Consider the following 23,418-nt stretch of genomic DNA (forward strand, 5'->3'; position numbering starts at 1 on the left):
CTGAAAGGCGTTGTTGTCTGGTGAGGATGCGATGATTATCTATTTACATGGTTTTGACTCAAACAGCCCCGGTAACCATGAGAAGGTGCTACAGCTTCAGTTTATTGACCCCGATGTCCGGTTGATTAGCTACAGCACGCGGCATCCTAAACATGATATGCAGCATTTGTTAAAAGAAGTCGATAAAATGCTGCAGCTAAGCGCCGACGATCGACCCCTCATTTGCGGCGTGGGTCTCGGTGGTTTCTGGGCGGAGAGAATTGGCTTTCTTTGCGATATTCGCCAGGCCGTTTTCAACCCCAACCTGTTTCCTGATGAAAACATGGAAGGCAAGATTGACCGGCCGGAAGAGTATGCTGATATCGCCACCAAGTGCGTGAATAATTTCCGTGAAAAAAACCGCGACCGCTGCCTGGTGGTGCTGTCACGACAGGATGAAGCGCTGGATAGCCAGCGTTCTGCGGACCTGCTGCACCACTACTATGAGATCATCTGGGATGAAGAACAGACCCACAAGTTTAAAAATATCTCCCCGCATCTCCAGCGAATAAAAGCCTTCAAAACCCTCGGCTGATCGCTCCCGGCCCGCAATGTGAAAACAATGCGGGCTTTTTTTATCCATTTCTGCGATTGCGCGCTCAAAAAATATGCAGTAAAACTTGATGCATATCAATTTTGGTATGACCAATGCACCGTTCATGTTATTCTCGATCTCGCTGAATGGTTTCAATGCCGTAACCTGTTGTTAATTAAAGGCTATATCAATAACCTTTAATTAACAATTGGTTAATAATTTTAGGGGGTCGCGTGACTACACCATTGAAAAAAATAGTGATTGTGGGTGGTGGTGCCGGTGGGCTGGAGCTGGCTACCCAGCTGGGTAAAAAGCTGGGCCGCAATAAGAAAGCCAAAATTACGCTGGTCGATCGTAACCACAGCCACCTGTGGAAACCGCTGCTACATGAAGTAGCGACCGGTTCACTTGATGAAGGTGTAGACGCGCTGAGCTACCTGGCCCACGCCCGTAACCACGGCTTCCAGTTCCAGCTGGGGTCAGTGGTAGATATTAACCGCGAGACCAAAACGATCGCCCTTGCTGAACTGCGTAACGAAAAGGGTGAGCTGCTGGTACCTGAACGTAAGCTGCCTTACGACACGCTGGTGATGGCGCTGGGAAGTACCTCTAACGATTTCAATACGCCAGGGGTTAAAGAAAACTGCATTTTCCTCGACAACCCGCACCAGGCGCGTCGTTTCCATCAGGAAATGCTGGATCTGTTCCTCAAGTACTCGGCGAATCTTGGGGCGGACGGTAAGGTGAATATCGCCATCGTAGGCGGCGGCGCAACCGGCGTTGAGCTGTCGGCCGAGCTGCATAACGCGGTGAAGCAGCTGCACAGCTACGGCTATAAAGGTCTGACTAACGAAGCTCTGAACGTGACGCTGGTTGAAGCCGGCGAGCGTATTCTGCCGGCACTGCCGCCACGTATCTCCGGCGCGGCGCACAACGAGCTGACCAAGCTGGGCGTTCGCGTTTTGACCAAAACCATGGTCACCAGCGCCGATGCTAACGGTCTGCACACCAAAGAAGGCGAATTTATTAACGCGGATCTGATGGTCTGGGCGGCCGGCATTAAAGCGCCGGACTTCATGAAAGAGATTGGCGGCCTGGAAACCAACCGCATTAACCAGCTGGTGGTTGAGCCGACGCTGCAAACCACTCGCGACGAGGATATCTACGCCATCGGCGACTGCGCCTCCTGCGCCCGTCCTGAAGGCGGTTTTGTCCCACCGCGCGCTCAGGCTGCGCACCAGATGGCGACCTGCGCTCTGCACAACATTCTGGCGCAGATGAAAGGTAAACCCCTTAAAGCCTATACCTATAAGGATCACGGTTCGCTGGTGTCGCTCTCCAACTATTCCACCGTGGGCAGCCTGATGGGCAACCTGATGCGCGGTTCAATGATGATTGAAGGGCGCATTGCGCGTTTCGTCTATATCTCTCTGTACCGTATGCACCAGATTGCGCTGCACGGTTACTTCAAAACCGGCCTGATGATGCTGGTAGGGCGTATCAACCGTATTATTCGCCCGCGTCTGAAGCTGCATTAATGTTGTTCGGGCGGCAGAGCCAAAAGGTGCTGTCGCCCGGATCCCTCCGCTAAGCTTTCCCCCGGAAATATCCAGAATATCCTCCTGTCTTTTCCTTAAAACCCCCTCAGATTTCTCCGAATCACCTTGATTTGCCGTACGTTCACGCACTTTTCATCCGCTTTCTTATTTGCAAGGCTTATGGCTGAGCGGCAAACTTAGCGGTAATAGCAACAAAGGAGGATGTCCCGTGAATAAATCTATGTTGGCGGGTATAGGGATTGGCGTGGCTGCCGCGCTGGGCGTTGCAGCCGTTGCCGGTCTTAACGTGTTAGATCGCGGACCGCAGTATGCGCAGGTGGTGTCCAGTACGCCGATAAAAGAGAGCATTAAAACCCCGCGTAAAGAGTGCCGAAACGTCACCGTCACTCATCGTCGCCCGGTGCAGGATGAAAACCGTATTGCCGGTTCAGTCTTAGGCGCAGTGGCCGGCGGGGTGATTGGTCATCAGTTCGGCGGCGGCCGCGGCCGCGACGTTGCCACCGTCGTGGGCGCGCTGGGCGGCGGCTATGCTGGTAACCAGATTCAGGGCTCAATGCAGGAAGGGGACACTTACACAACCACGCAGCAGCGCTGTAAAACGGTGTATGACAAATCGGAAAAAATGCTCGGCTATGACGTCACTTACAAAATCGGCGACCAGCAGGGCAAAATCCGTATGGATCGCGACCCCGGCGCGCAAATCCCGCTGGACAGCAATGGTCAACTTATTCTGACTAACAAAGCGTAAAAAAGATGTTTATCTCTATTAGCCCCTCAGTCGCTCAGGCCGAGGGGCTTTTTTTATCAGAAGCTCAGTGCGTAGTTCAGGCCAAAGGTACGGCCGCGACCTTTATATTCGTACAGAGAGCTGCTGCCGTAGGTTGGGCTGTAGAGCAGCGGCGCGCGCTGGCCCCAGACGGTGACATAATCTTCATTAAGCAGGTTCTCGATACTGAAGGTCAGTTTGCCAAGAGGTAGCGCGTAGCTGCCGATAAAGTCCACGGTATTATAACCATCAAGCTTATTGCCGCTGGCATCGCTGAGATCGAATACCTGTTGGCTCTGTACCCGCAGCGACCACGGTTCGGGCGCCCAGCCAACCCAGGCGGTGGCTTTTGACGGCGAGGCGAGCGTCACGTCCCACTTCTGCCAGCTACCGTCACTCTTCACCTGAGATTTCAGCAGGTTAAAGTTAGCTCCGGCGCTCCAGTCGCTATTCGGGAAGAAGTAATCTACGGCTCCTTCAAGGCCGTAAATACGGCGTTTATCGGACTGCACGTCGATGGTCATGTCGGTACGGTTAACGACAATCGTCTTATCGGAGGTCGAATAGTATGCCGCCAGCTGGGTGCGCAGGTTATCACCGGTATAGCGCCAGCCCAGTTCGTAAGAGTTGACTTTGATCCCCTGCAGCGGCGAGTCGCCGACGTTAACGCTGGAGAGAAGCGGGAGATGGCCGTTGACCGCCGCGCCGTACTTGCCGATGCCGTAGTATTTCCCCGGGTCCGGTAGCTCAACGCCCTGAGAGAAGTTAAACCAGGTTTGCTGGCGGTCGGTGAGATGAGCAACGATCCCGGCGTTAAACAGGAAGTTATCGTAATCGGTTTTTCCGCCCGGAATGGCATCCGCCGAGCTGACCTTACCGCCGGCGACATCCTGCTGCTGGGCATAGCCAACAAAGTCATCGACCCGGTTTTCCGTCCACTGGTAACGTACGCCGCCGCTGAGGGTGAAAATATCGTTCAGATCGTAGCTGGACTGCAGGAACGGCGCCAGGTTGGTAATGCTGTAGCCGGGATAACGGCCAGTGGTATAGATTGCCTGGTTATTCAGGCCCCCGGAAGACATTGATCGATTCAGATCGAAGAACATCTGATTGGCGTTGAACGTTTCGTGGTCCGCATCCAGCCCCCAGGTCAGGTCCAATCCGTCCAGCGGCTGGCTGTTAAGGGTGACTTTCGCCCCGTATTGATCGGTATCCTGTTTTGAGGATGAGAAGCTGCTAACCTGGCCTTTGCTCAGCGTAGGGAAGGGATAAAAGGACAAGGATTCATCGCGATAATAAACCTGACTGACGAGGTTCTGGCCAAGGAAATCGGCATCGGAATACTGCAGGCTAATGAGGTGACGCTCGGTGCCGGGTACGCGGTCCGAGTTCAGACCATCGGTGGTAAAGGCCTTGCCGTCGCCGGTCACCGCCGACATATTTTTCCCCAGGTACAGGCCATAATCGTCGCCCTGGCTTTTATAATACTGCGTAACCAGCTGCAGCTGACGGTTATCGTCAATTTCAATGGTTCCCGTCCCCATGACGTCGAGGCGATCGGAATGCTGCAGGCCGGTCTGGGTATTATCCAGGATTAGCGCATCGTGGTTACCGTCATACCAGCCGCCGAAGCGCTGATAAGCGACCGACAAACGACCGGAAGCGTGGTCGGTACCGCCGCTGACCGCTGCCGCCACGCGTTCATCGCGATCGTTGCTATTAGCAAAGCCGGATTTGCCTCCCAGTTCCAGATCGACCTGACGCTCTTGTTGTCCCTTTTTGGTGACGATATTGATAAGACCACCGGTACTGCCGCCGCCGTAGAGCGAGGTGGCGCCGGAGATCACCTCAATGTGTTCAATGTTAAACGGATCGATTGAATCCAGCTGGCGACTGTCGGTACGGGAGGAGTTAAGGCGAACGCCATCGATCAGGACGACGATCGCGCGGCCGCGCATGTTCATGCCGTAGTTGGTGCGTCCCTGGCTGCTGACGTCGATGCCAGGGATCAGCTGCGCAAGCACATCTTTAAATTCTTTACCGCCCTGTACCTGCTGTTCAATCTCCTGGCCTTCAATGACCCAGGTGGTCTGCGCCATTTCAGCGACGGTGCGATGCGTTCGGTTAGCGCTGACGATCATATTGTCATCAGCGGCCCAGGCGGGCAGGGCGGTTGCCAGCAGCAGTGGGTTGAGTACCCAGAGACGCTTGTTCATGCTCATTCCTTTTATGAGTTTATGCCCGTCATTCTTCAAGTCGCAGGTGTTGGCTTTGGATTACTCGGCCCATCCATGGCGCTGGCCCCTACGGGGCCAGCACTAGCGCAGTTCAAGGCACAAGTACCTTGTCCTGCAACTCGAATTAGTTAGGGCTAACGATATCGTTGTTTTAATTTTCCGGTACGGGTGCACCGGTTGTTACAGGGTGAAATAAACAGAAATGTTTAAGGCTGAATTCTGCCCGTATTGATTATTGTTATCAATATCATTCTCGAGAAAAAAACAAATAAACGACTGAAAACATGACGTAATGTGTGGGTAAGGCGGGGTGAAACCGGTGGTGCGCCCACCGGTAAAGGAGAAATTAGCGCTGAAGAACCTGGGGCCACAACCGCAGCGTGGTTTCGGCAATTTGCATGATTTTAGTGAAATCGGCGCCTTCGCGGGCGCTGATGGACATCCCCTGCAGTATACAGTTAAGGAACTGCGCCAGCTGATGAACATCGCCGTCTGGCGGCAGTTCGCCGCGCAGCTGCCGCTGCTGGAGAAAATGAGTGAGCGTCTGTTCCTGCATCGCGTGCCGCGACTTCACGGTATTGGCGATATCGGTTGAGGAGGCCGCCAGCGCCGCAGAGGTATTGATCATAAAACAGCCTGCCGGCGTCTCTTTGCTGGTGAAGCAGGTCGCGACGGCGGTGAAATAATCGCGCAAGGCCCGATCGACGGTTTTCTCGTCGTCAAACAAAAGCGCCTCATGCCTGGCGGCAAAACGCGAGATGTAGCGATCCAGCACCGCCCGAAACAACCCCTCTTTATTCACGAATTCGGCATAAAGCGTTGGCGCTTTTGCGCCCGTCGCTTCGACCAGATCGGCGAGAGAGGTGGCTTCATAGCCGTGCTGCCAGAAGAGTGTCATGGCCTTATCCAGCGCCGCTTCCCTGTCGAACACTTTAGGTCGGCCACGGCTTTTTTTCGTGCAACTTTGAACGTCAGTTGTCATGGTGCCGCTGTACCTGTGTTGGTGTGTTGAAGAAGCATTATAAAAATAAAGCTGATGGGCTGCCAGCGATGCAGGCCTAAAAATAAATAATTCATATATGTATGAATTTTAAGCTGTTTGTAAATAGTTAAACGAACGTTATAAAAATAGTTTGACGTGTGATGTGGATCACATTATTATTTACCTATCGATCGTTAAGTAAATGCGTTCGTCCCTACAAAAATATTCATCTGCACAGGTTTAATAATCATGAAAAATGTTAAAACATTAACCATCGCCGCTGTTCTCAGCTCGCTCTCTTTCGCCAGCTTTGCCGCTGTTGAAGTTCAATCCACTCCGGCGGGCCAGCATAAAATCGGTACCGTTTCCGCCTCTGCTGGCACCAACCTGGGTTCTCTGGAAGATCAGCTGGCGCAAAAAGCGGAAGAGATGGGTGCAACCTCTTACCGTATCACTTCAGTAACCGGTCCAAATACCCTTCACGGAACCGCGGTTATCTATAAATAATTTAGCACCACCCCTGTTTTGCCACTGACCACGCGCGGTTCTGACCCCCTTCAGTTGACCGCGCGAAGTAAGAAGTAAGTTATTCCCTGCTGAGACGCGGCGCCCACCCCTTTATGGCGCCGCGAAACGCAGTAAAGCTGTACTCTGTTTGATTATTGCCATAAAAAAACCGCCTCAGTGTGAACTGAAGGCGGTTTTTTTACGTCCGTTAGCGGATGAACTATAGCGACTGTTCGCTGGCCCGGGGGTGACGGGTCACATCAACCGGCATACCGGAGCGCAGCATCATTGCACGTTCCATCACTTCGGTATCGGTCAACTGCGCCTGTTTGAAAGCCTGCATGCTGTCAGTGAGCGTAATCGGCAGGGTCTGCGGATCGTCGTCAATATGCTTTGACAGCGGCTGGTGCACTTCTACCAGACGGGTACCGTTCGGCTCAACGGATACCTTAATGGGCGTATTGATTATCGTCACTCGGGTGCCCGGGCTAATTTCATTGTACAACGCTTTGATATCATCATCGCGCAGACGAATACAGCCGGAGCTTACGCGCATGCCGATACCGAAATCGGCGTTGGTGCCGTGTAGCAGGTAGACGCCGCCGTACGCTGCCAGACGAATGGCGTGGTGGCCCATCGGGTTATCCGGCCCGGCGGGCATGACGGCAGGCAGGTCAATGCCCATCGCCTTATAGCGGGCGCGAATATTGGCCGTAGGCGTCCAGGTTGGGTTGGCGCGTTTGTCGGATACGGTGGTGACCATCGTTGGGGTGATGGTATCACCGCCGAGCTGGCCGATGCCGATAGGGTACACGGTCACTTCATTTTTGCCCGGCGGATAGTAATAGAGACGAAGTTCGGCCAGATTCAGGACTAATCCTTCCCGTGTTGCATCGGGCAACAGCGTTTGCAGCGGGATGGTCAGTACGCTACCGGCTCGCGGAACGTAAGGATCCACGCCGGGGTTCGCCTGAAGCAGGGCCAGAAAACCGACGTTGTACTTCTTAGCGATCGCTTCCAGCGAGCCGCCGTTATTCTCGACCACGTGGAACTGGTTCTGCCCGACCAGACGGCTGCCCGGAGGCGGCAGGGGCCAGGTATTGGCGCGAGCGGGCAGCGCCAGCGCGGCGGCGATAGCCATCATCCCCAGCCAGAAAGAAAGTCGCGAAAAGCTCTTCATTACCTTAATTCCATATTAAGTAAGTGGTTATTTTTATGCGAAAAGTCCCTGAGATTATGGTCGAAAGAGTGTGTGGAAGTGCAGAGGGATTGCAAACTGTTTGTAAATTTTGCCGAATATGAGGGGGCCGGGATACGACGCGCGGATCGTATCCCGGGCACCGTTAAGCGGTGGCGTTCTCTTCCAGCTGAAGCATAAACTGGCGCACCCAGTCCATCCGCGTTTTACGCTCGGCGAGGTCCTGCGTAAATTTGAGGCGCGTCGGGCCATCCAGTCGATAGTGCTGCGGCTGCTTCTGCAGCAGGCCAATCAGCCACATCGGATTAACGTTATTCTTCTCGTTAAACTCAATGGTGCCGCCTTTTTCGTTGCTCTCAAGCTTGCGGATCCCCAGCTTCTGCGCCTGCTGGCGCAGCCGGGCGATATCGAGCAGATTGCGGGCCGGATCCGGCAGCAGGCCAAAACGATCGATAAGTTCGACTTTGATCTCCTCCAGCTCATTCTCACTCTTCGCGCTGGCAATGCGTTTGTAGAACGACAGGCGAGTATTCACATCCGGGATAAAGTCGTCCGGCAGCAGCGACGGCATCCGTAGCTCAACTTCGGTTTGCTGGCTGGTGAGATCTTCCAGCGAGGGCTCGCGCCCGGCCTTCAGCGCGTCAACGGCGTTTTCCAGTAGCTCCATATAGAGGGAGAAGCCGATGGTTTCCATAGAACCGCTCTGATCTTCGCCCAGCAGCTCGCCCGCGCCGCGAATTTCGAGGTCATGGGTCGCCAGCGCAAAGCCAGCGCCGAGATCTTCCAGCGATGCAATAGCCTCAAGGCGTTTTTGCGCATCGGGGGTCATCGCTTTCGGATGCGGCGTCAGCAGCCAGGCATAGGCCTGATGGTGCGACCGGCCAACGCGTCCGCGTAGCTGATGCAGCTGAGCCAGGCCGAAGTGATCGGCACGCTCAATAATAATGGTGTTCGCCGTGGGTATGTCGATCCCGGTTTCGATAATGGTGGTACAGACCAGCACGTTAAAACGCTGGTGATGGAAATCGTTCATCACCCGCTCAAGCTCGCGTTCGCGCATCTGTCCATGACCGATGGTAATGCGCGCTTCCGGCACCAGCTCCGCCAGCCTCTCGGCGGCTTTCCGGATGTTTTCCACGTCATTATAGAGGTAGTATACCTGGCCGCCGCGCAGCACCTCACGCAGGATCGCCTCGCGTACCACCAACGCGTCATATTCGCGCACGAAGGTTTTGACCGCCAGACGGCGGGCGGGCGGCGTGGCGATGATCGAAAGATCGCGCATACCGCTCATCGCCATATTCAGCGTGCGCGGAATAGGCGTCGCGGTCAGGGTCAGGATATCGACGTCGGCGCGCATTGCCTTGATGCGCTCTTTGTGACGCACGCCAAAGCGGTGCTCTTCATCAACAATCAGGAGACCGAGATCGCGCAGCTTAACGTCCGGCTGCAGCAGTTTATGGGTGCCGATAAGAATATCGATTTTTCCTTCCGCGACTTGCTCAAGGATCTGCGCCTGCTCTTTGGCGCTGCGAAAGCGCGAAAGCATCTCAATACGCACCGGCCAGTTAGCAAAGCGATCGCGGAAGTTATCGAAGTGCTGCTGGGCGAGCAGGGTGGTTGGCACCAGCACCGCCACCTGCTTATGGTTTTCGACCGCCAGGAAAGCGGCGCGCATCGCCACTTCCGTTTTGCCGAAGCCAACATCGCCGCACACCAGACGGTCCATCGCCAGAGGCTGGCACATATCGCTCAGGACGGCGTTAATAGCCTGCGCCTGGTCGGGCGTGGTCTCGAACGGGAAGCTGTCGCAAAATAGCTGATACTGCTGTTTATCATGTTTAAACGCATAGCCGGATTTCGCCGCGCGCTGGGCATAGATATCCAGCAGCTCGGCGGCCACGTCGCGCACTTTCTCGGCCGCTTTCTGCCGCGCTCGCGCCCAGACGTCGCCGCCCAGTTTATGCAGCGGCGCATTCTCTTCCGCCCCGCCCGCATAGCGGCTAATCAGATGCAGTGAGGACACCGGGACGTACAGTTTGGCGTCGTTGGCGTAGGTCAGCATCAGGTATTCGCCATTAATGCCGCCCGCTTCAAGGGTCGTCATTCCGGCATAGCGCCCAACTCCATGCTCCAGATGCACCACCGGCTGACCGATATGCAGCTCCGCCAGGTTACGAATCAACGTATCCGGATTGATGGTGCGGCGTGAATCCTGACGACGGCGGGCAACGCGCTCGCCCAGCAGGTCGCTTTCGCAAATCAGCGCCAGGTTGCGCTGGCTATCAATAAAGCCATGCTCGGCGGCGCCGATCATCAAATAGCGGCCGTTACCCGTCGCCTCTTCAAGACGCAAAATATGCTTTGGCGCGATCTTGATGCGGGCCAGCATTTCACCGAGTGCTTCGCGGCGTCCCTCGCTCTCAACCGAGAAAATCACCGGCCCGCTAAAGGATTCGAGGAATCGGCGCAGGTTATCCAGCGGCGCTTTGTTCTGCGCCTGAATCGCCAGCTCGGGTAATTTTTGATAGCCGAGATTGGTATTAGCGGCCTTCTCCGCCAGGCGTTCGGTTTTGAGCTGCACGCGCGGCCATTTTTTCAGCTCGCTGAACAGTTCATCGCTGCGCAACCACAGCTGCTCCGGCGGCAAAAGCGGACGCATCGGATCAACGCCGCGATTTTCAAAGCGAGCGCGGGTTTCATTCTGGAAGCGTTCGGCGCTGGCTTCGAGATCGCCGGTGTTGACGATCAGCGTTTTCGCCGGGAAATAGCTGAACAGCGGCGGCAGCGGTTCGTTAAAGAACAGAGGCTGCCAGTATTCGATCCCCGCAGGCAGCGTGCCTTTACTGACCTGCTGATAAACATGCTCGGCGTCGCGCTTAACCTCGAAGCGGTCGCGCCACTGGCTGCGAAACAGCTCGATAGCGGCCTGGTCGGTCGGAAATTCGTGCGCCGGAAGCAGGTTGATACTGGCGACTTCCTCCAGCGTTCGCTGGCTGTCGACGTCGAACAGACGCAGGCTATCGATCTCATCATCAAAAAAATCGAGACGGTAGGGCTGCTCGCTGCCCATCGGGAACAGATCAAGCAATGCGCCGCGCGTGGCGTACTCGCCGTGCTCCATGACCTGATCGACGTGACGATAGCCGGCGCTATCCAGCTGCGAGCGCAGCGCATCCCGCGACAGCCGCTGGCCTTTTTTCATCACCAGCGCGTGGCCGTGGAGGAAATTATGCGGACAGACGCGCTGCATGAGAGTGCTGACCGGGACGATCAGCACGCCGCGTTCCATGGTCGGGAGCTGGTACAGGGTAGCGAGACGTGAAGAGATAATATCCTGGTGCGGAGAGAAGCTATCGTAGGGGAGCGTTTCCCAGTCCGCCAGGCCTGCTACCATGCTGTCGGTAAACTGCCTGATTTCATCATTCAGACGCAGGGCGTTCTGCATATCGGGGGCTATCAGTACCACCGGGCCGCCGTGGCGCTCGGCCATTTCAGCCACCAGAGTGGCGCAGGCCGCGCCGGTCAGTTCGCCAAGCTGGCGCTGATCGCCGGCTTTAACCGGCAGAGAGTATCGGTATTGTTCAGGCATAGACGGTATCATGATCTCTTGAGGATTCGCTCTGCCGATATGGAGGGCAACTCGCTGATATTCAATAGTCTGATTATCCGCGATCGACCAGAATTCGCCAACCCGTATCGCAAAGGTCATGTTAGGGACGAAAATGTAACGAACTCCGATAAGCGTAAAGTTAAATAACGACTTATGTTTCTATGTTGTTGTTTATATTGATTTTTTACTGATTTTGCCAATAAAATCTACAGGTTTCAGTCATTTACGCTGCTCATAATCGCTTATATACTCGGACATCGGCTATCAGCAATCAGATGGATTACATGTATCAACCTGCCGCACTTTTTATCGGCCTTCGCTATATGCGCGGGCGCGCAGCCGACCGCTTCGGTCGTTTCGTCTCCTGGCTTTCCACTATTGGCATTACGCTTGGCGTGATGGCGCTGGTGACCGTTCTTTCGGTGATGAACGGCTTTGAGCGCGAGCTGCAAAACAACATCCTGGGGCTGATGCCGCAGGCCATTCTCAGCGCACAGCAAGGGTCTATAAACCCGCAAAAACTGCCGGAAAGCGCAGCCAGACTACAGGGCGTCACCCGCGTGGCGCCGCTGACCACCGGCGATGTGGTGCTGCAAAGCGCCCGCAGCGTAGCGGTTGGCGTGATGCTCGGCATCGACCCGGCGCAAAAAGATCCATTGACCCCTTATCTGGTTAACGTGAAGCAGAGCGATCTGCAGGCCGGAAAATATAACGTCATCCTGGGTGAGCAGCTGGCAGGGCAGTTGGGGGTCAACCGCGGCGATCGGATCCGCGTGATGGTGCCTTCCGCCAGCCAGTTTACCCCGATGGGGCGGCTTCCCAGCCAGCGCCTGTTCAACGTGATCGGTACCTTTGCCGCCAGCAGCGAAGTCGATGGCTATCAGATGTTGACCAATATCGACGATGCTTCTCGCCTGATGCGTTACCCCCAGGGGAACATTACCGGCTGGCGTCTGTGGCTGAGTCAGCCTCTGCAGGTCGACACGCTCAGCCAGCAGAAACTGCCGGAAGGCACCAAATGGCAGGACTGGCGAGAGCGAAAAGGCGAACTGTTCCAGGCCGTGCGGATGGAAAAAAATATGATGGGCCTGCTGCTGAGCCTGATTATCGCCGTGGCCGCCTTTAACATCATTACTTCTCTGGGCATGATGGTGATGGAAAAACAGGGTGAAGTGGCGATCCTGCAGACCCTCGGCCTGACGCCGCGGCAGATCATGCTGGTCTTTATGGTCCAGGGGGCCAGCGCCGGGATCGTCGGTGCGCTGCTCGGCGCCGGGCTGGGCGCGCTGCTTGCCAGCCAGCTCAATAATTTAATGCCGATTATCGGCGCGTTCCTCGACGGCGCCGCGCTGCCGGTGGCTATTGAGCCGCTGCAGGTCATCGTCATTGCCCTCGTGGCCATGGCGCTGGCATTACTCTCTACGTTGTATCCTTCATGGCGCGCTGCCGCCACTCAACCCGCTGAGGCTTTACGTTATGAATAAGATCCTGCTGCAATGCGACAACCTGTGCAAACGCTATCAGGAAGGCACCGTGCAAACCGACGTGTTGCACGATGTCAGCTTCAGCATTGAAGAGGGCGAGATGATGGCGATTGTCGGTACCTCCGGTTCCGGCAAAAGTACGCTGCTGCATCTGCTGGGCGGGCTGGACACGCCAACCTCCGGTGACGTTATCTTTTCCGGCCAGCCAATGAGCCGGCTCTCCGCCGCCGCCCGCGCCGATCTGCGCAATCGCGAACTGGGCTTTATCTATCAGTTTCACCATCTGCTGCCGGATTTCACCGCCCTGGAAAACGTAGCGATGCCGCTGCTGATTGGTAAACAGAAGGCGGCGGATATCGAGCGTCAGGCGAAAGCGATGCTGCGCTCCGTCGGGCTTGAGCACCGTAGCGATCACCGTCCGTCGGAGCTCTCCGGCGGCGAGCGTCAGCGCGTCGCGATTGCCCGCGCGCTGGTTAATAAACCGCGTCTGGTGCTGGCGGACGAACCCACCGGTAACCTTGACGCCCGCAACGCCGACAGCATTTTTCAGCTGCTTGGCGAGCTGAACATCGCCCAGCGTACCGCCTTCCTGGTGGTGACGCACGACCTCCAGCTGGCAAAACGCATGAGCCGCCAGCTGGAGATGCGCGACGGGCGCCTGACAGCCGAACTCTCCCTGATGGGGGCTGAGTAATGGCTTCTCCGTTATCGTTATTAATTGCTCTGCGCTTTAGCCGTGGACGGCGGCGCGGTGGGATGGTGTCGCTGATTTCGGTTATCTCGACCATCGGTATCGCGCTGGGCGTGGCGGTGTTGATCGTTGGCCTGAGCGCGATGAACGGCTTCGAACGCGAGCTCAATAACCGCATTCTGGCGGTGGTCCCGCACGGTGAAATTGAGCCGGTAAACCAGCCGTGGAACAACTGGAACGAGGCGCTGGCGAAGGTTGAGAAGGTCAAAGGCATCGTTGCCGCGGCGCCTTATATTAACTTCACCGGGTTGGTGGAGAGCGGCAGCAACATGCGCGCAATTCAGGTGAAAGGCGTCGACCCGCAGCAGGAAAGTCGTCTCAGTTCGTTACCCAACTTTGTGCAGAACAATGCGTGGGCCAGCTTTAAAGCCGGCGAGCAGCAGGTGATCCTCGGTAAGGGCGTTGCCGATGCGCTGCACGTCAAGCAGGGCGACTGGGTGTCGATCATGATCCCTAACTCCGATGCCGAGCACCAGCTGCTGCAGCCAAAGCGCGTCAGGCTTCATGTTACCGGCATTTTGCAGCTCAGCGGCCAGCTCGATCATAGTTTTGCCATGATTCCCATGCAGGATGCGCAGCAGTACCTGGATATGGGCAGCAGCGTGACGGGGATCGCTATCAAAGTGACCGACGTGTTTCATGCCAATACGCTGGTACGCGATGCGGGCGAAGTGACCAACAGCTACGTTTACATCAAAAGCTGGATCGGTACCTACGGCTATATGTACCGGGATATTCAGATGATTCGCGCCATTATGTATCTGGCGATGGTGCTGGTGATTGGCGTGGCCTGCTTTAATATCGTCTCGACCCTGGTGATGGCGGTGAAAGATAAAAGCGGCGATATTGCGGTGCTGCGCACGCTTGGCGCAAAAGACGGGCTGATCCGCGCGATTTTCGTATGGTATGGTTTACTTGCCGGTTCGGTAGGTAGCCTGATTGGCGTGGCTATTGGCGTTATCTGCGCATTTAAGCTGACCGCAATCATTAACGGTATTGAGGATCTGATCGGGCATAAATTCCTCTCCGGCGACATCTATTTTATTGACTTCCTGCCGTCTGAACTGCACTGGCTGGACGTCGTTTACGTGCTGGTGACGGCACTGTTGCTGAGTTTGCTGGCCAGCTGGTATCCCGCCCGCCGCGCCAGCCGCATTGACCCGGCGAGGGTGCTGAGTGGCCAGTAATTTATCGTCATGGTCGGCGTTGCCGATCGGTAAAGAGGAATGGCTGAAATGTACTATGGATTTGACATTGGCGGCAGCAAAATAGCGTTGGGCGTATTTGATAACGCGCGGCGGCTGCAGTGGGAAAAACGCGTCGCCACGCCAAAAGAGAGCTATGAAGATTTTTTGCAAGCGGTAGAAGCGCTGGTGGCGGAGGCCGACCAGCGCTTCGGCTGTCAGGGTTCGGTGGGCATCGGTATTCCCGGCATGCCGGAGACGGAAGACGGTACGCTCTATGCCGCCAACGTCCCTGCCGCCAGCGGCAGACGGCTGCGGGCCGATCTGAGCGAACGGCTGGGGCGCGATGTGCGGCTTGATAACGATGCCAACTGTTTTGCCCTCTCCGAAGCGTGGGACGACGAATTTACCCAATACCCGCTGGTGATGGGGATGATCCTCGGCACCGGCGTTGGCGGCGGGCTGGTGCTTAACGGTAAATCGATTACCGGGCATCGCTATATAACCGGCGAATTCGGCCATATCCGCCTGCCGGTGGATGCGCTGGAAGTCGTAGGGCGCGATTTCCCGCTTACGCGCTGCGGCTGCGGCCAACTGGGCTGCATTGAAAACTACCTTTCCGGACGCGGCTTTGCCTGGCTGTACCACCATTTTTACCAACAATCCTTAACCTCACCCGAGATCGTCGCGCTCTGGCAGCAGGGCGACGCGAAGGCGCGCGAGCACGTTGAGCGCTATCTCGATCTGCTGGCGGTGTGCCTGGGCAATATTTTAACGATTGTCGACCCGGATCTGCTGGTGTTGGGCGGGGGATTGTCTAACTTTACAGCAATAACCGAAGGGCTGGCGCAGCGCCTGCCGCGACATCTGCTCCCCGTTGCCAGCGTGCCGCGCATCGAACGCGCGCGTCATGGCGATGCGGGAGGTATGCGCGGTGCGGCCTTCCTTCATCTGACTCATTAACGACAGAGGTAGCTATGCAGTCGCGCCGCTTACATCGATTAAGCCGATTTCGCCGCAATAAGCGTCGGTTACGAGACCGTCTGCGTCAGCGGATTTTCTTCGGCGAAGATAAGGAGACACCTGAAACGATGGAAAAACCAAGAGTCGTGGTGCTAACCGGCGCGGGTATTTCGGCGGAGTCGGGAATTAAAACCTTCCGCGCCGCCGACGGCCTGTGGGAGGAGCATCGGGTAGAAGACGTCGCAACGCCGGAAGGGTTCGCCCGCGACCCGGCGCTGGTGCAGGCGTTTTACAACGATCGCCGTCGTCAGCTGCAAAGCCCGGACATTGCGCCCAATGCGGCGCATCAGGCGCTGGCGCGGCTGGAAGAGAGACTGGGTGACCATTTTCTACTGGTGACCCAGAATATCGATAATCTGCACGAGCGCGCGGGCAACCGTCGGGTGATCCATATGCACGGCGAGCTGCTGAAGGTGCGCTGTTCGTGGAGCGGCCAGGTGGTGGCGTGGACCGGTGATGTGACGACGGAAGATAAGTGTCACTGCTGCCAGTTTCCCGCGCCGCTGCGCCCGCACGTGGTGTGGTTCGGCGAGATGCCGCTGGATATGGATGAAATCTACCTGGCGCTGGCGGAGGCGGATATCTTTATCGCCATCGGTACTTCCGGGCACGTTTATCCGGCGGCAGGGTTTGTCCATGAAGCGCGGCTGCAGGGCGCCCACACGGTTGAGCTAAATCTCGAACCAAGCCAGGTAGGCAGCGAATTTGCCGAGAAACACTATGGCCCGGCAAGCGAAGAAGTGCCGCGCTTTGTGGAAAAGCTGCTGAAACAGCTGGCCGGGTAGACGCAACCTCACCAATACCGCGTTACGGAAAACAGGAGTGGCTATGGATAGCCCATTAGCACTATCTGCTGCGATATTTTTGGCCGCAGTGGGGGTTGGCCTGTGGAGTCAGTATGGCCTGCCTCGTCTTTCTGATAGCAGAAATATTCTGTTCATCCTCTCTCTTATTCTCGGCGTCGTATCCGCGGCTTCCTGCCTGTTTCATCTGCTGTATCTGCTGATTGAGGGCCAGAGCGCGCAGGGCGGTTCGGCGTGGTTCGGGCCGCTTATCGTGCTGGGCGCGTTGTGGAAGCCGCTGAAGTATATTGCGGGCAAGCTTGATGCTGTCTTAACGAAAAATCAGGGCAAGAAATAATCCCGGCTTTTGCCACCGCCCGGAAAAAGCGTACGGCAATCGCCTGGGCAGGCCGCTCATGAAATTCAGGACGCCTCGGCGCCCTTTATTCATAGCGCCTTCTGCATATTGATCACCGCCCGGGCATTAGATGCGCTGGTGGCCAGCACATCAATTACGCCGGTGCGCAGCGCGCCGAGGATCGCCGTTGCCTTGGTGCTTTCCGAAGCAATGGCGATCACGCACGGGATGGCGCGAAGCTGTTCAAGGCTCAGGCCGATAACCCGATCGTTCATCACCGTATCAACCGGTTTACCCTGAATATTGAAAAAACTATAGCCAGCGAGATCGCCCACTACGCCCTGTTCCTGGCGCGCAGTCGCAATTTCCTGCGGGGAGAACCAGCCGAGCTGCACCATAAAGCTATTTTCGTTCATATCGCCAAGGCCAATGATGGCTACATCCGCCTTGCTTGCCTGTTCGAGCGTGGCTTTAATCAGCCGGTTTTGCATAAACGCTGAGCGCAGTTCCGGCGTTTCGACATAGGCCGGGGCGTACAGCGTTTCGCTAAAACCGTTGAATTTACGCGCCAGGTTTCGACTGATGTGATCGGCATCGATCAGCTGGTTGTCGCGCTTGGTGCCGCCGATACCGCAAATAAAGCGACAGTTGCGCTCTGGAAAGATCCCCACGTGGTTGGCCACGGCGGCGACGTTGCGACCCTGCCCGACGGTCACGGTCATATCGCTTTTGAGGATCCCGGCGAGATAGTTGCTGACCAGCGCCGCGACCTGCTGGCGCTGTTCATCCTCGTCGTGATGGTCCAGGGCGATAAGCGCGCGCTTGATGCCGAAATGGGAGATAAACTGCTGCTCAATCTGGGAGCTGAAGACCGGGTGGTATTTCACGCTGATCTCGACAATCCCTTCGTGGCGAGCTTTTTTCAGCAACCGACCGACCTTAATGCGTGAGATCCCAAAGCGTTTTGCAATCTCTTCCTGGGTTTGCTCCTGATCGTAATAGGCCACGGCAATTTCTGTCAGCAGCGCATAATCTGAGTCTTGTTCAGTCATAGTTATCGCCTGGTGTTTCCATCTTTGATGTCTCCCTAATACTACTGCGCCTGAAGAATAAATTCCTCTGTAACGCGTTGAACAATGTCGCAATAGCCGTTGGCATCCCATGCCGCGCGGCCAATAAACAGTCCGTTAATGTCATCCTGCTGAAGCAGTTCTACGGCATTTTGCCGATTGACGCTACCGCCGTACAGCAGGGGAATGCGCCGTCCGATTTCTTCGCCGAAGGTCTCGCATAACGCCTGACGCAGCGCCCGGTGGATCTCTGCGGCCTGCTCCGGCGTCGCCGGCGTGCCGTGTTCGCCGATAGCCCATATGGGCTCATAGGCAACCAGAGTGTGTAAAACCTGCTGTTCATTCAGGCCAGAAAGCGCGATTTTCATCTGCCTCACTACCGTTTCCCGTGAGACCTGCCAGCGTTTTTCATCGGCGCTGTCGCCGATACAGATCAGAGGTCGAAGCCCGTGACGCAGGGCGCGATGCACTTTTTGGTTAATGGCGGCGTCGGATTCATTGAACGCGCCGCGACGCTCGGAGTGACCAAGCTCGACCAGGGAGGCGCCGGTTTCAGCCAGCATGGCGGCGGAAATTTCACCGGTCCAGGCGCCGTTTTCCGCTTCATGCATATTCTGCGCGCCGGTCAGGCAGGGGATCTGATGCTGCTGTAGATACTGGCTGACGGGATAAATGGCGGTGAAAGGGGGAATAATAAACGGCTGGATTTTCGGATGCCTCACCTGCGGTAACCGCTGCGCCAGCGTTTCACAAAAGGCCATGGCTTGCGATAACGGTTTATTCATTTTCCAGCTGGTTCCTAACCAGATTTGTTCCATCTTGTTCTCCATAATAGGTAAATCAATAGCTTGTCGTGAAATGGCTTTCGCTTATGAGAGAGGTTGAACTTTTTATCACCCAATGAACATATGTTAGATCACATTTTTTTATAAAATAAATCTATGGATTTTTTTATGTGATCTAAATCACCAATAACCTCTCAATCATCAGGTAATGTTTTGAGCATATGATTCACCATTGAACATATGAACAAGCCGAACTTCACTACGAGAGGTCCACGATGTCACAAGAGAAAAAGCCAGTTGTCGCACTTACCATTGGCGACCCTGCCGGGATTGGTCCGGAGATTTCAGTCGCGACGATGATGGAGAAAAGCGTCTACGACGAGTGCAAACCTTTTTTGATTGGCTCAGCGCCGATTATCGCCAGAGCAATGAAAATCATGGGCTGTGATTTTCCGATTAACAAAATTAGCCATCCGCAGGAAGCTCGCTTCAACTGGGGTACGGTGGACGTGCTGGAAACCGGTGAGTATGACTGCGAGAGCATTGAATGGGGCAAAGTGCAGAAGCTGGCGGGGCAGATGTCGCTGGACTATGTGCTGAAATCTATCGAACTGGGGAAAGCCGGCCTGATCGATGTGGTCTCTACCGCGCCGATTCATAAAGAAGCAATCAAGCTGGCGGGGTGTAAACTGCCGGGTCATACCGAGATCTATCAGGTTGAAACGCAATCCGATTATGGCCTGACCATGTTCCACGTTCATAACCTGCGGGTCTTCTTCGTGAGCCGTCATATGGCGCTTAAAGACGCCTGCGATTACGCCAATAAAGAGCGCGTTCTGGCCTGCGTGCAGCAGATCCACCATGAGTTTACCGCGCTGAATATCAAAAATCCGCGCATTGCGGTAGCCGCGCTGAATCCGCATGGTTCAGACAACGGCCTGTTTGGCCACGAAGAAGCCGATAACCTCATCCCGGCAGTCAAAGCGGCGCAGGAAATGGGGATTAACGCCATCGGCCCGGTGCCGGCAGATTCCGTCTTCCATCTGGGTAAACAGGGGCGCTATGACGCCATCCTCTCGCTTTATCACGATCAGGGGCATATCGCCTGTAAAACCCTCGATTTTGAGCGTTCCGTAACCATTACCTTTGGCCTGCCGTTTATGCGTAGCTCGGTAGACCACGGCACGGCGTTTGATATTGCCGGCACCGGTAAAGCGGGCACCGTCAGTATGCTGGAGTCCACGATGGCCGCGGTGAGCTACTGGAAAATGAAAAACCACTAATCGCTGAGGTTAATGCGAAGCAAAAGGGCAGAGAAATGGAAAAACATCTGTTAATTAGCAAAGGCTGTAAGGGCTGGGGCGGGCCGCTGACCATTAATATTAGCCAGGCGAAAAAGATTGCTTATATCACCGGGGGGATTTGTCCCCCGGTCGTTGAGCGCCTGAGCGAACTGACTGGCTGGCCTTCCGTCGACGTATTTAAAAACGGCGAGCCGCCGGAAGAGGAGATCGGCCTGATGGTTATCGACTGCGGCGGCACGCTACGCTGCGGTCTCTATCCCAAACGCGGTATTCCGACGATTAACCTCCATCCCACCGGTAAAAGTGGTCCGCTGGCGGAGTTTATTCATGAAGGGATCTACGTCTCCGGCGTGACGCCCGCCTGTATTGAAATGATCTGGCCGCAGGGGGAAGGCGGTAAGCTGGGGATCGTGGCCGACGATCTGACCGGTGCGACCACCGTCGGGGTGCTGCTGGCGCGTAGCGGGTTAAAAACCGCCGCGTTCTTCGATACTGAATCCTTCGCCCGCAATGAGGTGGAGTATCCGGCGATGGTCGTCAGCAGCGACAGCCGTCCTTTGCCGAAAGCGGAAGCCCAGCAGCAGGTCAGCGCCGCGGTGAAGCAGCTGCAGGCGCGCGGCGCGCACTACTTTACCAAGCGTATTGATACCACGCTGCGCGGCGGCATCGGCTTTGAAATTGATGCCATGCTGGAACAATTGCCGCTGGAAACGGTTGCCGTCGTCGTGCCGGCGATGCCGCAGTCGCGGCGTATTCTGGTTGGCGGCTATTCGGTAATTGACTCCGTCGCGCTTTCGCGAACCGATGTCGCACGCGATGTGCGTACTCCGGTTACCGAATCCTGGGTGCCGGGATTGCTGGCGGCGCAGACCCATCATCAGGTCGGGCATATCGCGCTGGCCTCGGTGATGAAAGGCGAGGAGCAACTGCAGCGGGATCTCCAGGAACAGCAGCAGCGCGGCGTGCGGGTGATCGTCGTCGATGCGATTACTGTTGACGATGTCGATGCGATTGCCGGGGCGGTGGTGGCGCTGAACTGGAACGTGCTGGCAGTCGACCCGGGGCCTTTTACCGAGCGGCTTGCGGTCCGTCGTGGCCTGATGCGGGAAGCGCGCAGCAGCGCGACAGCGTCGTCAGGGGCGGAAAACCCGCGCGGTTCGATTCTGGTGGTTGCCGGTAGCGCCACGCCGGTGACCAAAAAGCAGCTTCAGCATCTGATCGCTAATGATGAAAGAGTGTGTCACATCCCTGTTGATGCCGAACTGCTGGTTGACAGGAAAAACGCCGCTGAAATCGAAGTGAATCGCGTGGTGCAGCATGCCCGGCAGTGCGTGCCGGCGCAGCAGAACGCTATCTTCGTTTTTGAATCCGCGTTAACCGGGCGGCTGCTGAATCTTCAGGAAGAAGAGCAGCGCTTTGGGCTGGCCCACGGACAGGCTGCGGAAAATATTAACCAGGGACTGGGGAATATTGTTCGTGAAGTGCTTAACTGCGCAGCCGGAGAAATTAAAGGCCTGTATATGACCGGCGGCGATACGATGGTAAATGTTCTTAAAGAGCTTGGCGCGACCGGCATTGAAATGATCGACTACGTGATACCGCAAACCGATATGGTGCGTATTATCGGCGGCGATTATGCGGGATTGATTTGCGTCGGCAAAGGCGGTTTAACCGGACCAGAAGATATTATTAGCACGATTGTTGAAAGAATTTATAAAGAAGCGCAGCTATAACCCACAGGTCATATAAATAAAAAGCGACGTAATGGTCGTCCGGGTAGTATTGCGTCGTTATCTCTGTTAAATCATAATTTATGAGTTACCCTATGAACATAAATATATTAGAGAAGATGAATAAGGTGCCAGGCGGTTTAATTATTATTCCGTTGCTCGTGGCGATTCTTATTAATACCTTTGCTCCAGAAGTCCTGGGCATCGGCGGCCCGACGACCGCATTATTCAAAGTCGGTTCCAGCGCAATGATGGGGATTTTTCTGCTGATTTGTGGTACCTCGATCAATATCCGCCAGGCCGGCCTGCCGCTCTATAAAGGCGCGGTGCTGTTGTTGCTGAAATGCCTCGCCGGCGCGCTGGCCGTATGGGTGGCCGGGGCGATGTTTGGCCCCAACGGTTTCCTCGGTATTTCGACCCTGGCGCTGATTGCCTGTTTAACCAGCTCCAACAGCTCGCTATATATCGCGCTGTGCAGCAACTACGGCGATGCCAGCGATGCCGGGGCGATCTCCGTCTTCTGCGTCAAGGATGGGCCCTTTGTTACCATGATGGTGCTGGGGGTCAGCGGCCTGGCCAATATTCCTTTCGCCGCGCTGCTATCGATGCTTATCCCGCTGCTGATTGGTATGCTGTGGGGCAACCTTGATGAGCGTTTCAAACAGCTGTGCGCCGCCGCTCAGCCGCTGATTATCATTATTATGTCGTTTGCCATCGGCGCCAATTCCAGCATTAACACGGTCTTTACCGCCGGACTGTCCGGTATCCTGCTTGGCATTATCTCTGCGCTAACCGGCATTGTGTTCTATTTTATCTACAACCTGTTCCTGAAGAAGAAAACCGCGCTGGGCGCCGCGCTGGGGACAACCGCCGCCAGCTCTGCGCTGACGCCGGCAATGGTGGCTCAGGCCGATCCCTCGCTGGCGATGTACGTGGATGCCGCGACCGCGCAGCTGGCGACGGCGAGCATCATCACCATGATTACCGCGCCGATACTGGTGGCCTGGTTTGATAAGCGTCTGAAAAAGCGCGCGCCGAGGGTTGAACCGGTAAAAGAAGAAACCAGTGAAGAGAAAGTGACGTTATCTTCGCCTGCCACCAAAGGGAACAAATAATATGACTGCGCCGTTGTATTCATTACTTATCACGGCTGTCGGGAAATATGTCAAAGACTATCTACAGGAGCATCAGCTGATTTTATTTTCTGAATCCGTTCCTGACGATATTGCGATGTATTGCGCCGTACATCAGAGCAGTGAGCTGACAGCTGAATTGGTACCCGGGCAGATAATGAAAATAAATGAGACTATTTATCGAGTCACGGCGGTAGGTGGTTTTGCAACGGCAAATTTAAAACAGCTTGGCCATATCACTTTAAAATTTGATGGCGCTGCCACCGCTGAATTACCGGGGATGGTGCATCTCAGTGGTGACGTCCCCCAGAATATTCAGCGTGGCGACCAAATCTTTTTCTATCCGGAACTAAATTAAGACGTACAGCTAAATTAAGG

20 protein-coding genes and 1 pseudogene are annotated in these 23,418 nt (G+C 55.6%); 15 read left to right on the forward strand and 6 right to left on the reverse strand.

Annotation, left to right across the window (positions count from 1 at the left end; genetic code table 11):
- Positions 1-31: 31 nt before the first annotated feature.
- The 3 genes from ycfP to KO1_RS10755 all read left to right on the forward strand — a co-directional run bounded on the left by ycfP (position 32) and on the right by KO1_RS10755 (position 2,881).
- The gene (gene ycfP, locus KO1_RS10745; RefSeq protein ID WP_004101110.1) at positions 32-574 is read left to right on the forward strand and encodes an alpha/beta hydrolase YcfP; all 543 of its coding nucleotides are present in this window, start codon (positions 32-34) and stop codon (positions 572-574) included.
- Between the two features lie 233 nt (positions 575-807).
- Positions 808-2,112, forward strand: coding sequence for an NAD(P)/FAD-dependent oxidoreductase (locus KO1_RS10750; RefSeq protein ID WP_004101125.1), 1,305 nt, complete (start codon positions 808-810; stop codon positions 2,110-2,112).
- 229 nt (positions 2,113-2,341) lie between these two features.
- Positions 2,342-2,881 carry a glycine zipper 2TM domain-containing protein gene (locus tag KO1_RS10755; RefSeq protein ID WP_004101127.1) on the forward strand — a complete coding sequence of 180 codons (540 nt, stop codon included), beginning with the start codon at positions 2,342-2,344 and terminating at the stop codon, positions 2,879-2,881.
- 56 nt (positions 2,882-2,937) lie between these two features.
- Here KO1_RS10755 and KO1_RS10760 read toward each other — a convergent pair whose 3' ends face one another.
- Together KO1_RS10760 and KO1_RS10765 are read right to left on the reverse strand one after the other, a co-directional pair.
- Positions 2,938-5,115 carry a TonB-dependent siderophore receptor gene (locus tag KO1_RS10760; RefSeq protein WP_023320716.1) on the reverse strand — a complete coding sequence of 726 codons (2,178 nt, stop codon included), beginning with the start codon at positions 5,113-5,115 and terminating at the stop codon, positions 2,938-2,940.
- 367 nt (positions 5,116-5,482) lie between these two features.
- On the reverse strand, positions 5,483-6,118 hold the full coding sequence (locus tag KO1_RS10765) for a TetR/AcrR family transcriptional regulator (protein ID WP_004101129.1): 636 nt from the start codon (positions 6,116-6,118) through the stop codon (positions 5,483-5,485).
- Between the two features lie 249 nt (positions 6,119-6,367).
- On the opposite strand from KO1_RS10765, the gene bhsA reads away from it, so the two are divergent.
- Positions 6,368-6,625: a multiple stress resistance protein BhsA gene (bhsA, locus tag KO1_RS10770; RefSeq protein WP_004101130.1), complete on the forward strand. Its 258-nt coding sequence runs from the start codon at positions 6,368-6,370 to the stop codon at positions 6,623-6,625.
- A 220-nt stretch (positions 6,626-6,845) separates the two neighbouring features.
- Here the strand turns inward: bhsA and ldtC are convergent, their stop codons facing one another.
- Positions 6,846-7,805 (reverse strand): L,D-transpeptidase LdtC, encoded by a 960-nt coding sequence (gene ldtC, locus KO1_RS10775; RefSeq protein WP_004112192.1) that lies wholly within the window; start codon positions 7,803-7,805, stop codon positions 6,846-6,848.
- Positions 7,806-7,968: 163 nt separating this feature from the next.
- Positions 7,969-11,415, reverse strand: a complete 3,447-nt coding sequence (gene mfd, locus KO1_RS10780) for a transcription-repair coupling factor (protein ID WP_024274033.1) — start codon at positions 11,413-11,415, stop codon at positions 7,969-7,971.
- A gap of 39 nt (positions 11,416-11,454) precedes the next feature.
- Between mfd and KO1_RS28710 the strand changes: the two are divergent.
- The 7 genes and pseudogenes from KO1_RS28710 to KO1_RS10810 all read left to right on the forward strand — a co-directional run.
- Positions 11,455-11,520: pseudogene (locus KO1_RS28710) on the forward strand (hypothetical protein); the annotation flags it as partial.
- Between the two features lie 200 nt (positions 11,521-11,720).
- On the forward strand, positions 11,721-12,920 hold the full coding sequence (lolC, locus tag KO1_RS10785) for a lipoprotein-releasing ABC transporter permease subunit LolC (protein ID WP_004101133.1): 1,200 nt from the start codon (positions 11,721-11,723) through the stop codon (positions 12,918-12,920).
- Complete coding sequence (gene lolD / locus KO1_RS10790) at positions 12,913-13,614, forward strand: lipoprotein-releasing ABC transporter ATP-binding protein LolD (RefSeq protein ID WP_017146116.1); 702 nt, start codon at positions 12,913-12,915, stop codon at positions 13,612-13,614. The genes lolC and lolD overlap by 8 nt, the downstream gene beginning before the upstream one ends.
- Positions 13,614-14,858 (forward strand): lipoprotein-releasing ABC transporter permease subunit LolE, encoded by a 1,245-nt coding sequence (lolE, locus tag KO1_RS10795; RefSeq protein ID WP_004112196.1) that lies wholly within the window; start codon positions 13,614-13,616, stop codon positions 14,856-14,858. The genes lolD and lolE overlap by 1 nt, the downstream gene beginning before the upstream one ends.
- 48 nt (positions 14,859-14,906) lie before the next feature.
- Positions 14,907-15,818, forward strand: coding sequence for an N-acetylglucosamine kinase (nagK, locus tag KO1_RS10800; RefSeq protein ID WP_004101137.1), 912 nt, complete (start codon positions 14,907-14,909; stop codon positions 15,816-15,818).
- Between the two features lie 14 nt (positions 15,819-15,832).
- Positions 15,833-16,663 carry a Sir2 family NAD+-dependent deacetylase gene (gene cobB, locus KO1_RS10805; protein WP_004101139.1) on the forward strand — a complete coding sequence of 277 codons (831 nt, stop codon included), beginning with the start codon at positions 15,833-15,835 and terminating at the stop codon, positions 16,661-16,663.
- A 43-nt stretch (positions 16,664-16,706) separates the two neighbouring features.
- Positions 16,707-17,018, forward strand: a complete 312-nt coding sequence (locus KO1_RS10810; RefSeq protein WP_017146115.1) for a hypothetical protein — start codon at positions 16,707-16,709, stop codon at positions 17,016-17,018.
- Between the two features lie 89 nt (positions 17,019-17,107).
- Here the strand turns inward: KO1_RS10810 and KO1_RS10815 are convergent, their stop codons facing one another.
- Positions 17,108-18,070 (reverse strand): sugar-binding transcriptional regulator, encoded by a 963-nt coding sequence (locus tag KO1_RS10815; protein ID WP_004101147.1) that lies wholly within the window; start codon positions 18,068-18,070, stop codon positions 17,108-17,110.
- A 41-nt stretch (positions 18,071-18,111) separates the two neighbouring features.
- Positions 18,112-18,906, reverse strand: a complete 795-nt coding sequence (locus KO1_RS10820) for a triose-phosphate isomerase (protein WP_004101148.1) — start codon at positions 18,904-18,906, stop codon at positions 18,112-18,114.
- 242 nt (positions 18,907-19,148) lie between these two features.
- Between KO1_RS10820 and pdxA the strand changes: the two genes are divergently transcribed.
- The 4 genes from pdxA to KO1_RS10840 all read left to right on the forward strand — a co-directional run bounded on the left by pdxA (position 19,149) and on the right by KO1_RS10840 (position 23,398).
- Positions 19,149-20,156 (forward strand): 4-hydroxythreonine-4-phosphate dehydrogenase PdxA, encoded by a 1,008-nt coding sequence (gene pdxA, locus KO1_RS10825; protein ID WP_023320718.1) that lies wholly within the window; start codon positions 19,149-19,151, stop codon positions 20,154-20,156.
- 35 nt (positions 20,157-20,191) lie between these two features.
- Entirely contained in the window at positions 20,192-21,910 is a 1,719-nt protein-coding gene (locus KO1_RS10830) for a four-carbon acid sugar kinase family protein (protein ID WP_004101151.1), read from the forward strand.
- Between the two features lie 92 nt (positions 21,911-22,002).
- Positions 22,003-23,022 carry a 2-keto-3-deoxygluconate permease gene (locus KO1_RS10835; protein ID WP_004101158.1) on the forward strand — a complete coding sequence of 340 codons (1,020 nt, stop codon included), beginning with the start codon at positions 22,003-22,005 and terminating at the stop codon, positions 23,020-23,022.
- 1 nt (position 23,023) lies between these two features.
- Complete coding sequence (locus tag KO1_RS10840; protein ID WP_023320720.1) at positions 23,024-23,398, forward strand: PTS glucitol/sorbitol transporter subunit IIA; 375 nt, start codon at positions 23,024-23,026, stop codon at positions 23,396-23,398.
- Positions 23,399-23,418 lie beyond the last annotated feature (20 nt).

This window comes from Klebsiella oxytoca NBRC 105695 (assembly GCF_001598695.1).
In the GTDB taxonomy this organism is placed as follows: Bacteria; Pseudomonadota; Gammaproteobacteria; order Enterobacterales; family Enterobacteriaceae; genus Klebsiella; species Klebsiella oxytoca.

Coding starts and splice junctions, on each gene's coding strand:
- lolD (WP_017146116.1), top strand. CDS start 12,913: ATGAATAAGATCCTGCTGCAATGCGACAACCTGTGCAAACGCTATCAG.
- pdxA (WP_023320718.1), top strand. CDS start 19,149: ATGTCACAAGAGAAAAAGCCAGTTGTCGCACTTACCATTGGCGACCCT.
- mfd (WP_024274033.1), bottom strand. CDS start 11,415: ATGCCTGAACAATACCGATACTCTCTGCCGGTTAAAGCCGGCGATCAG.
- ycfP (WP_004101110.1), top strand. CDS start 32: ATGATTATCTATTTACATGGTTTTGACTCAAACAGCCCCGGTAACCAT.
- KO1_RS10765 (WP_004101129.1), bottom strand. CDS start 6,118: ATGACAACTGACGTTCAAAGTTGCACGAAAAAAAGCCGTGGCCGACCT.
- ldtC (WP_004112192.1), bottom strand. CDS start 7,805: ATGAAGAGCTTTTCGCGACTTTCTTTCTGGCTGGGGATGATGGCTATC.
- bhsA (WP_004101130.1), top strand. CDS start 6,368: ATGAAAAATGTTAAAACATTAACCATCGCCGCTGTTCTCAGCTCGCTC.
- lolC (WP_004101133.1), top strand. CDS start 11,721: ATGTATCAACCTGCCGCACTTTTTATCGGCCTTCGCTATATGCGCGGG.
- KO1_RS10830 (WP_004101151.1), top strand. CDS start 20,192: ATGGAAAAACATCTGTTAATTAGCAAAGGCTGTAAGGGCTGGGGCGGG.
- cobB (WP_004101139.1), top strand. CDS start 15,833: ATGCAGTCGCGCCGCTTACATCGATTAAGCCGATTTCGCCGCAATAAG.
- KO1_RS10820 (WP_004101148.1), bottom strand. CDS start 18,906: ATGGAACAAATCTGGTTAGGAACCAGCTGGAAAATGAATAAACCGTTA.
- KO1_RS10760 (WP_023320716.1), bottom strand. CDS start 5,115: ATGAACAAGCGTCTCTGGGTACTCAACCCACTGCTGCTGGCAACCGCC.
- lolE (WP_004112196.1), top strand. CDS start 13,614: ATGGCTTCTCCGTTATCGTTATTAATTGCTCTGCGCTTTAGCCGTGGA.
- KO1_RS10840 (WP_023320720.1), top strand. CDS start 23,024: ATGACTGCGCCGTTGTATTCATTACTTATCACGGCTGTCGGGAAATAT.
- KO1_RS10815 (WP_004101147.1), bottom strand. CDS start 18,070: ATGACTGAACAAGACTCAGATTATGCGCTGCTGACAGAAATTGCCGTG.
- KO1_RS10835 (WP_004101158.1), top strand. CDS start 22,003: ATGAACATAAATATATTAGAGAAGATGAATAAGGTGCCAGGCGGTTTA.
- KO1_RS10810 (WP_017146115.1), top strand. CDS start 16,707: ATGGATAGCCCATTAGCACTATCTGCTGCGATATTTTTGGCCGCAGTG.
- nagK (WP_004101137.1), top strand. CDS start 14,907: ATGTACTATGGATTTGACATTGGCGGCAGCAAAATAGCGTTGGGCGTA.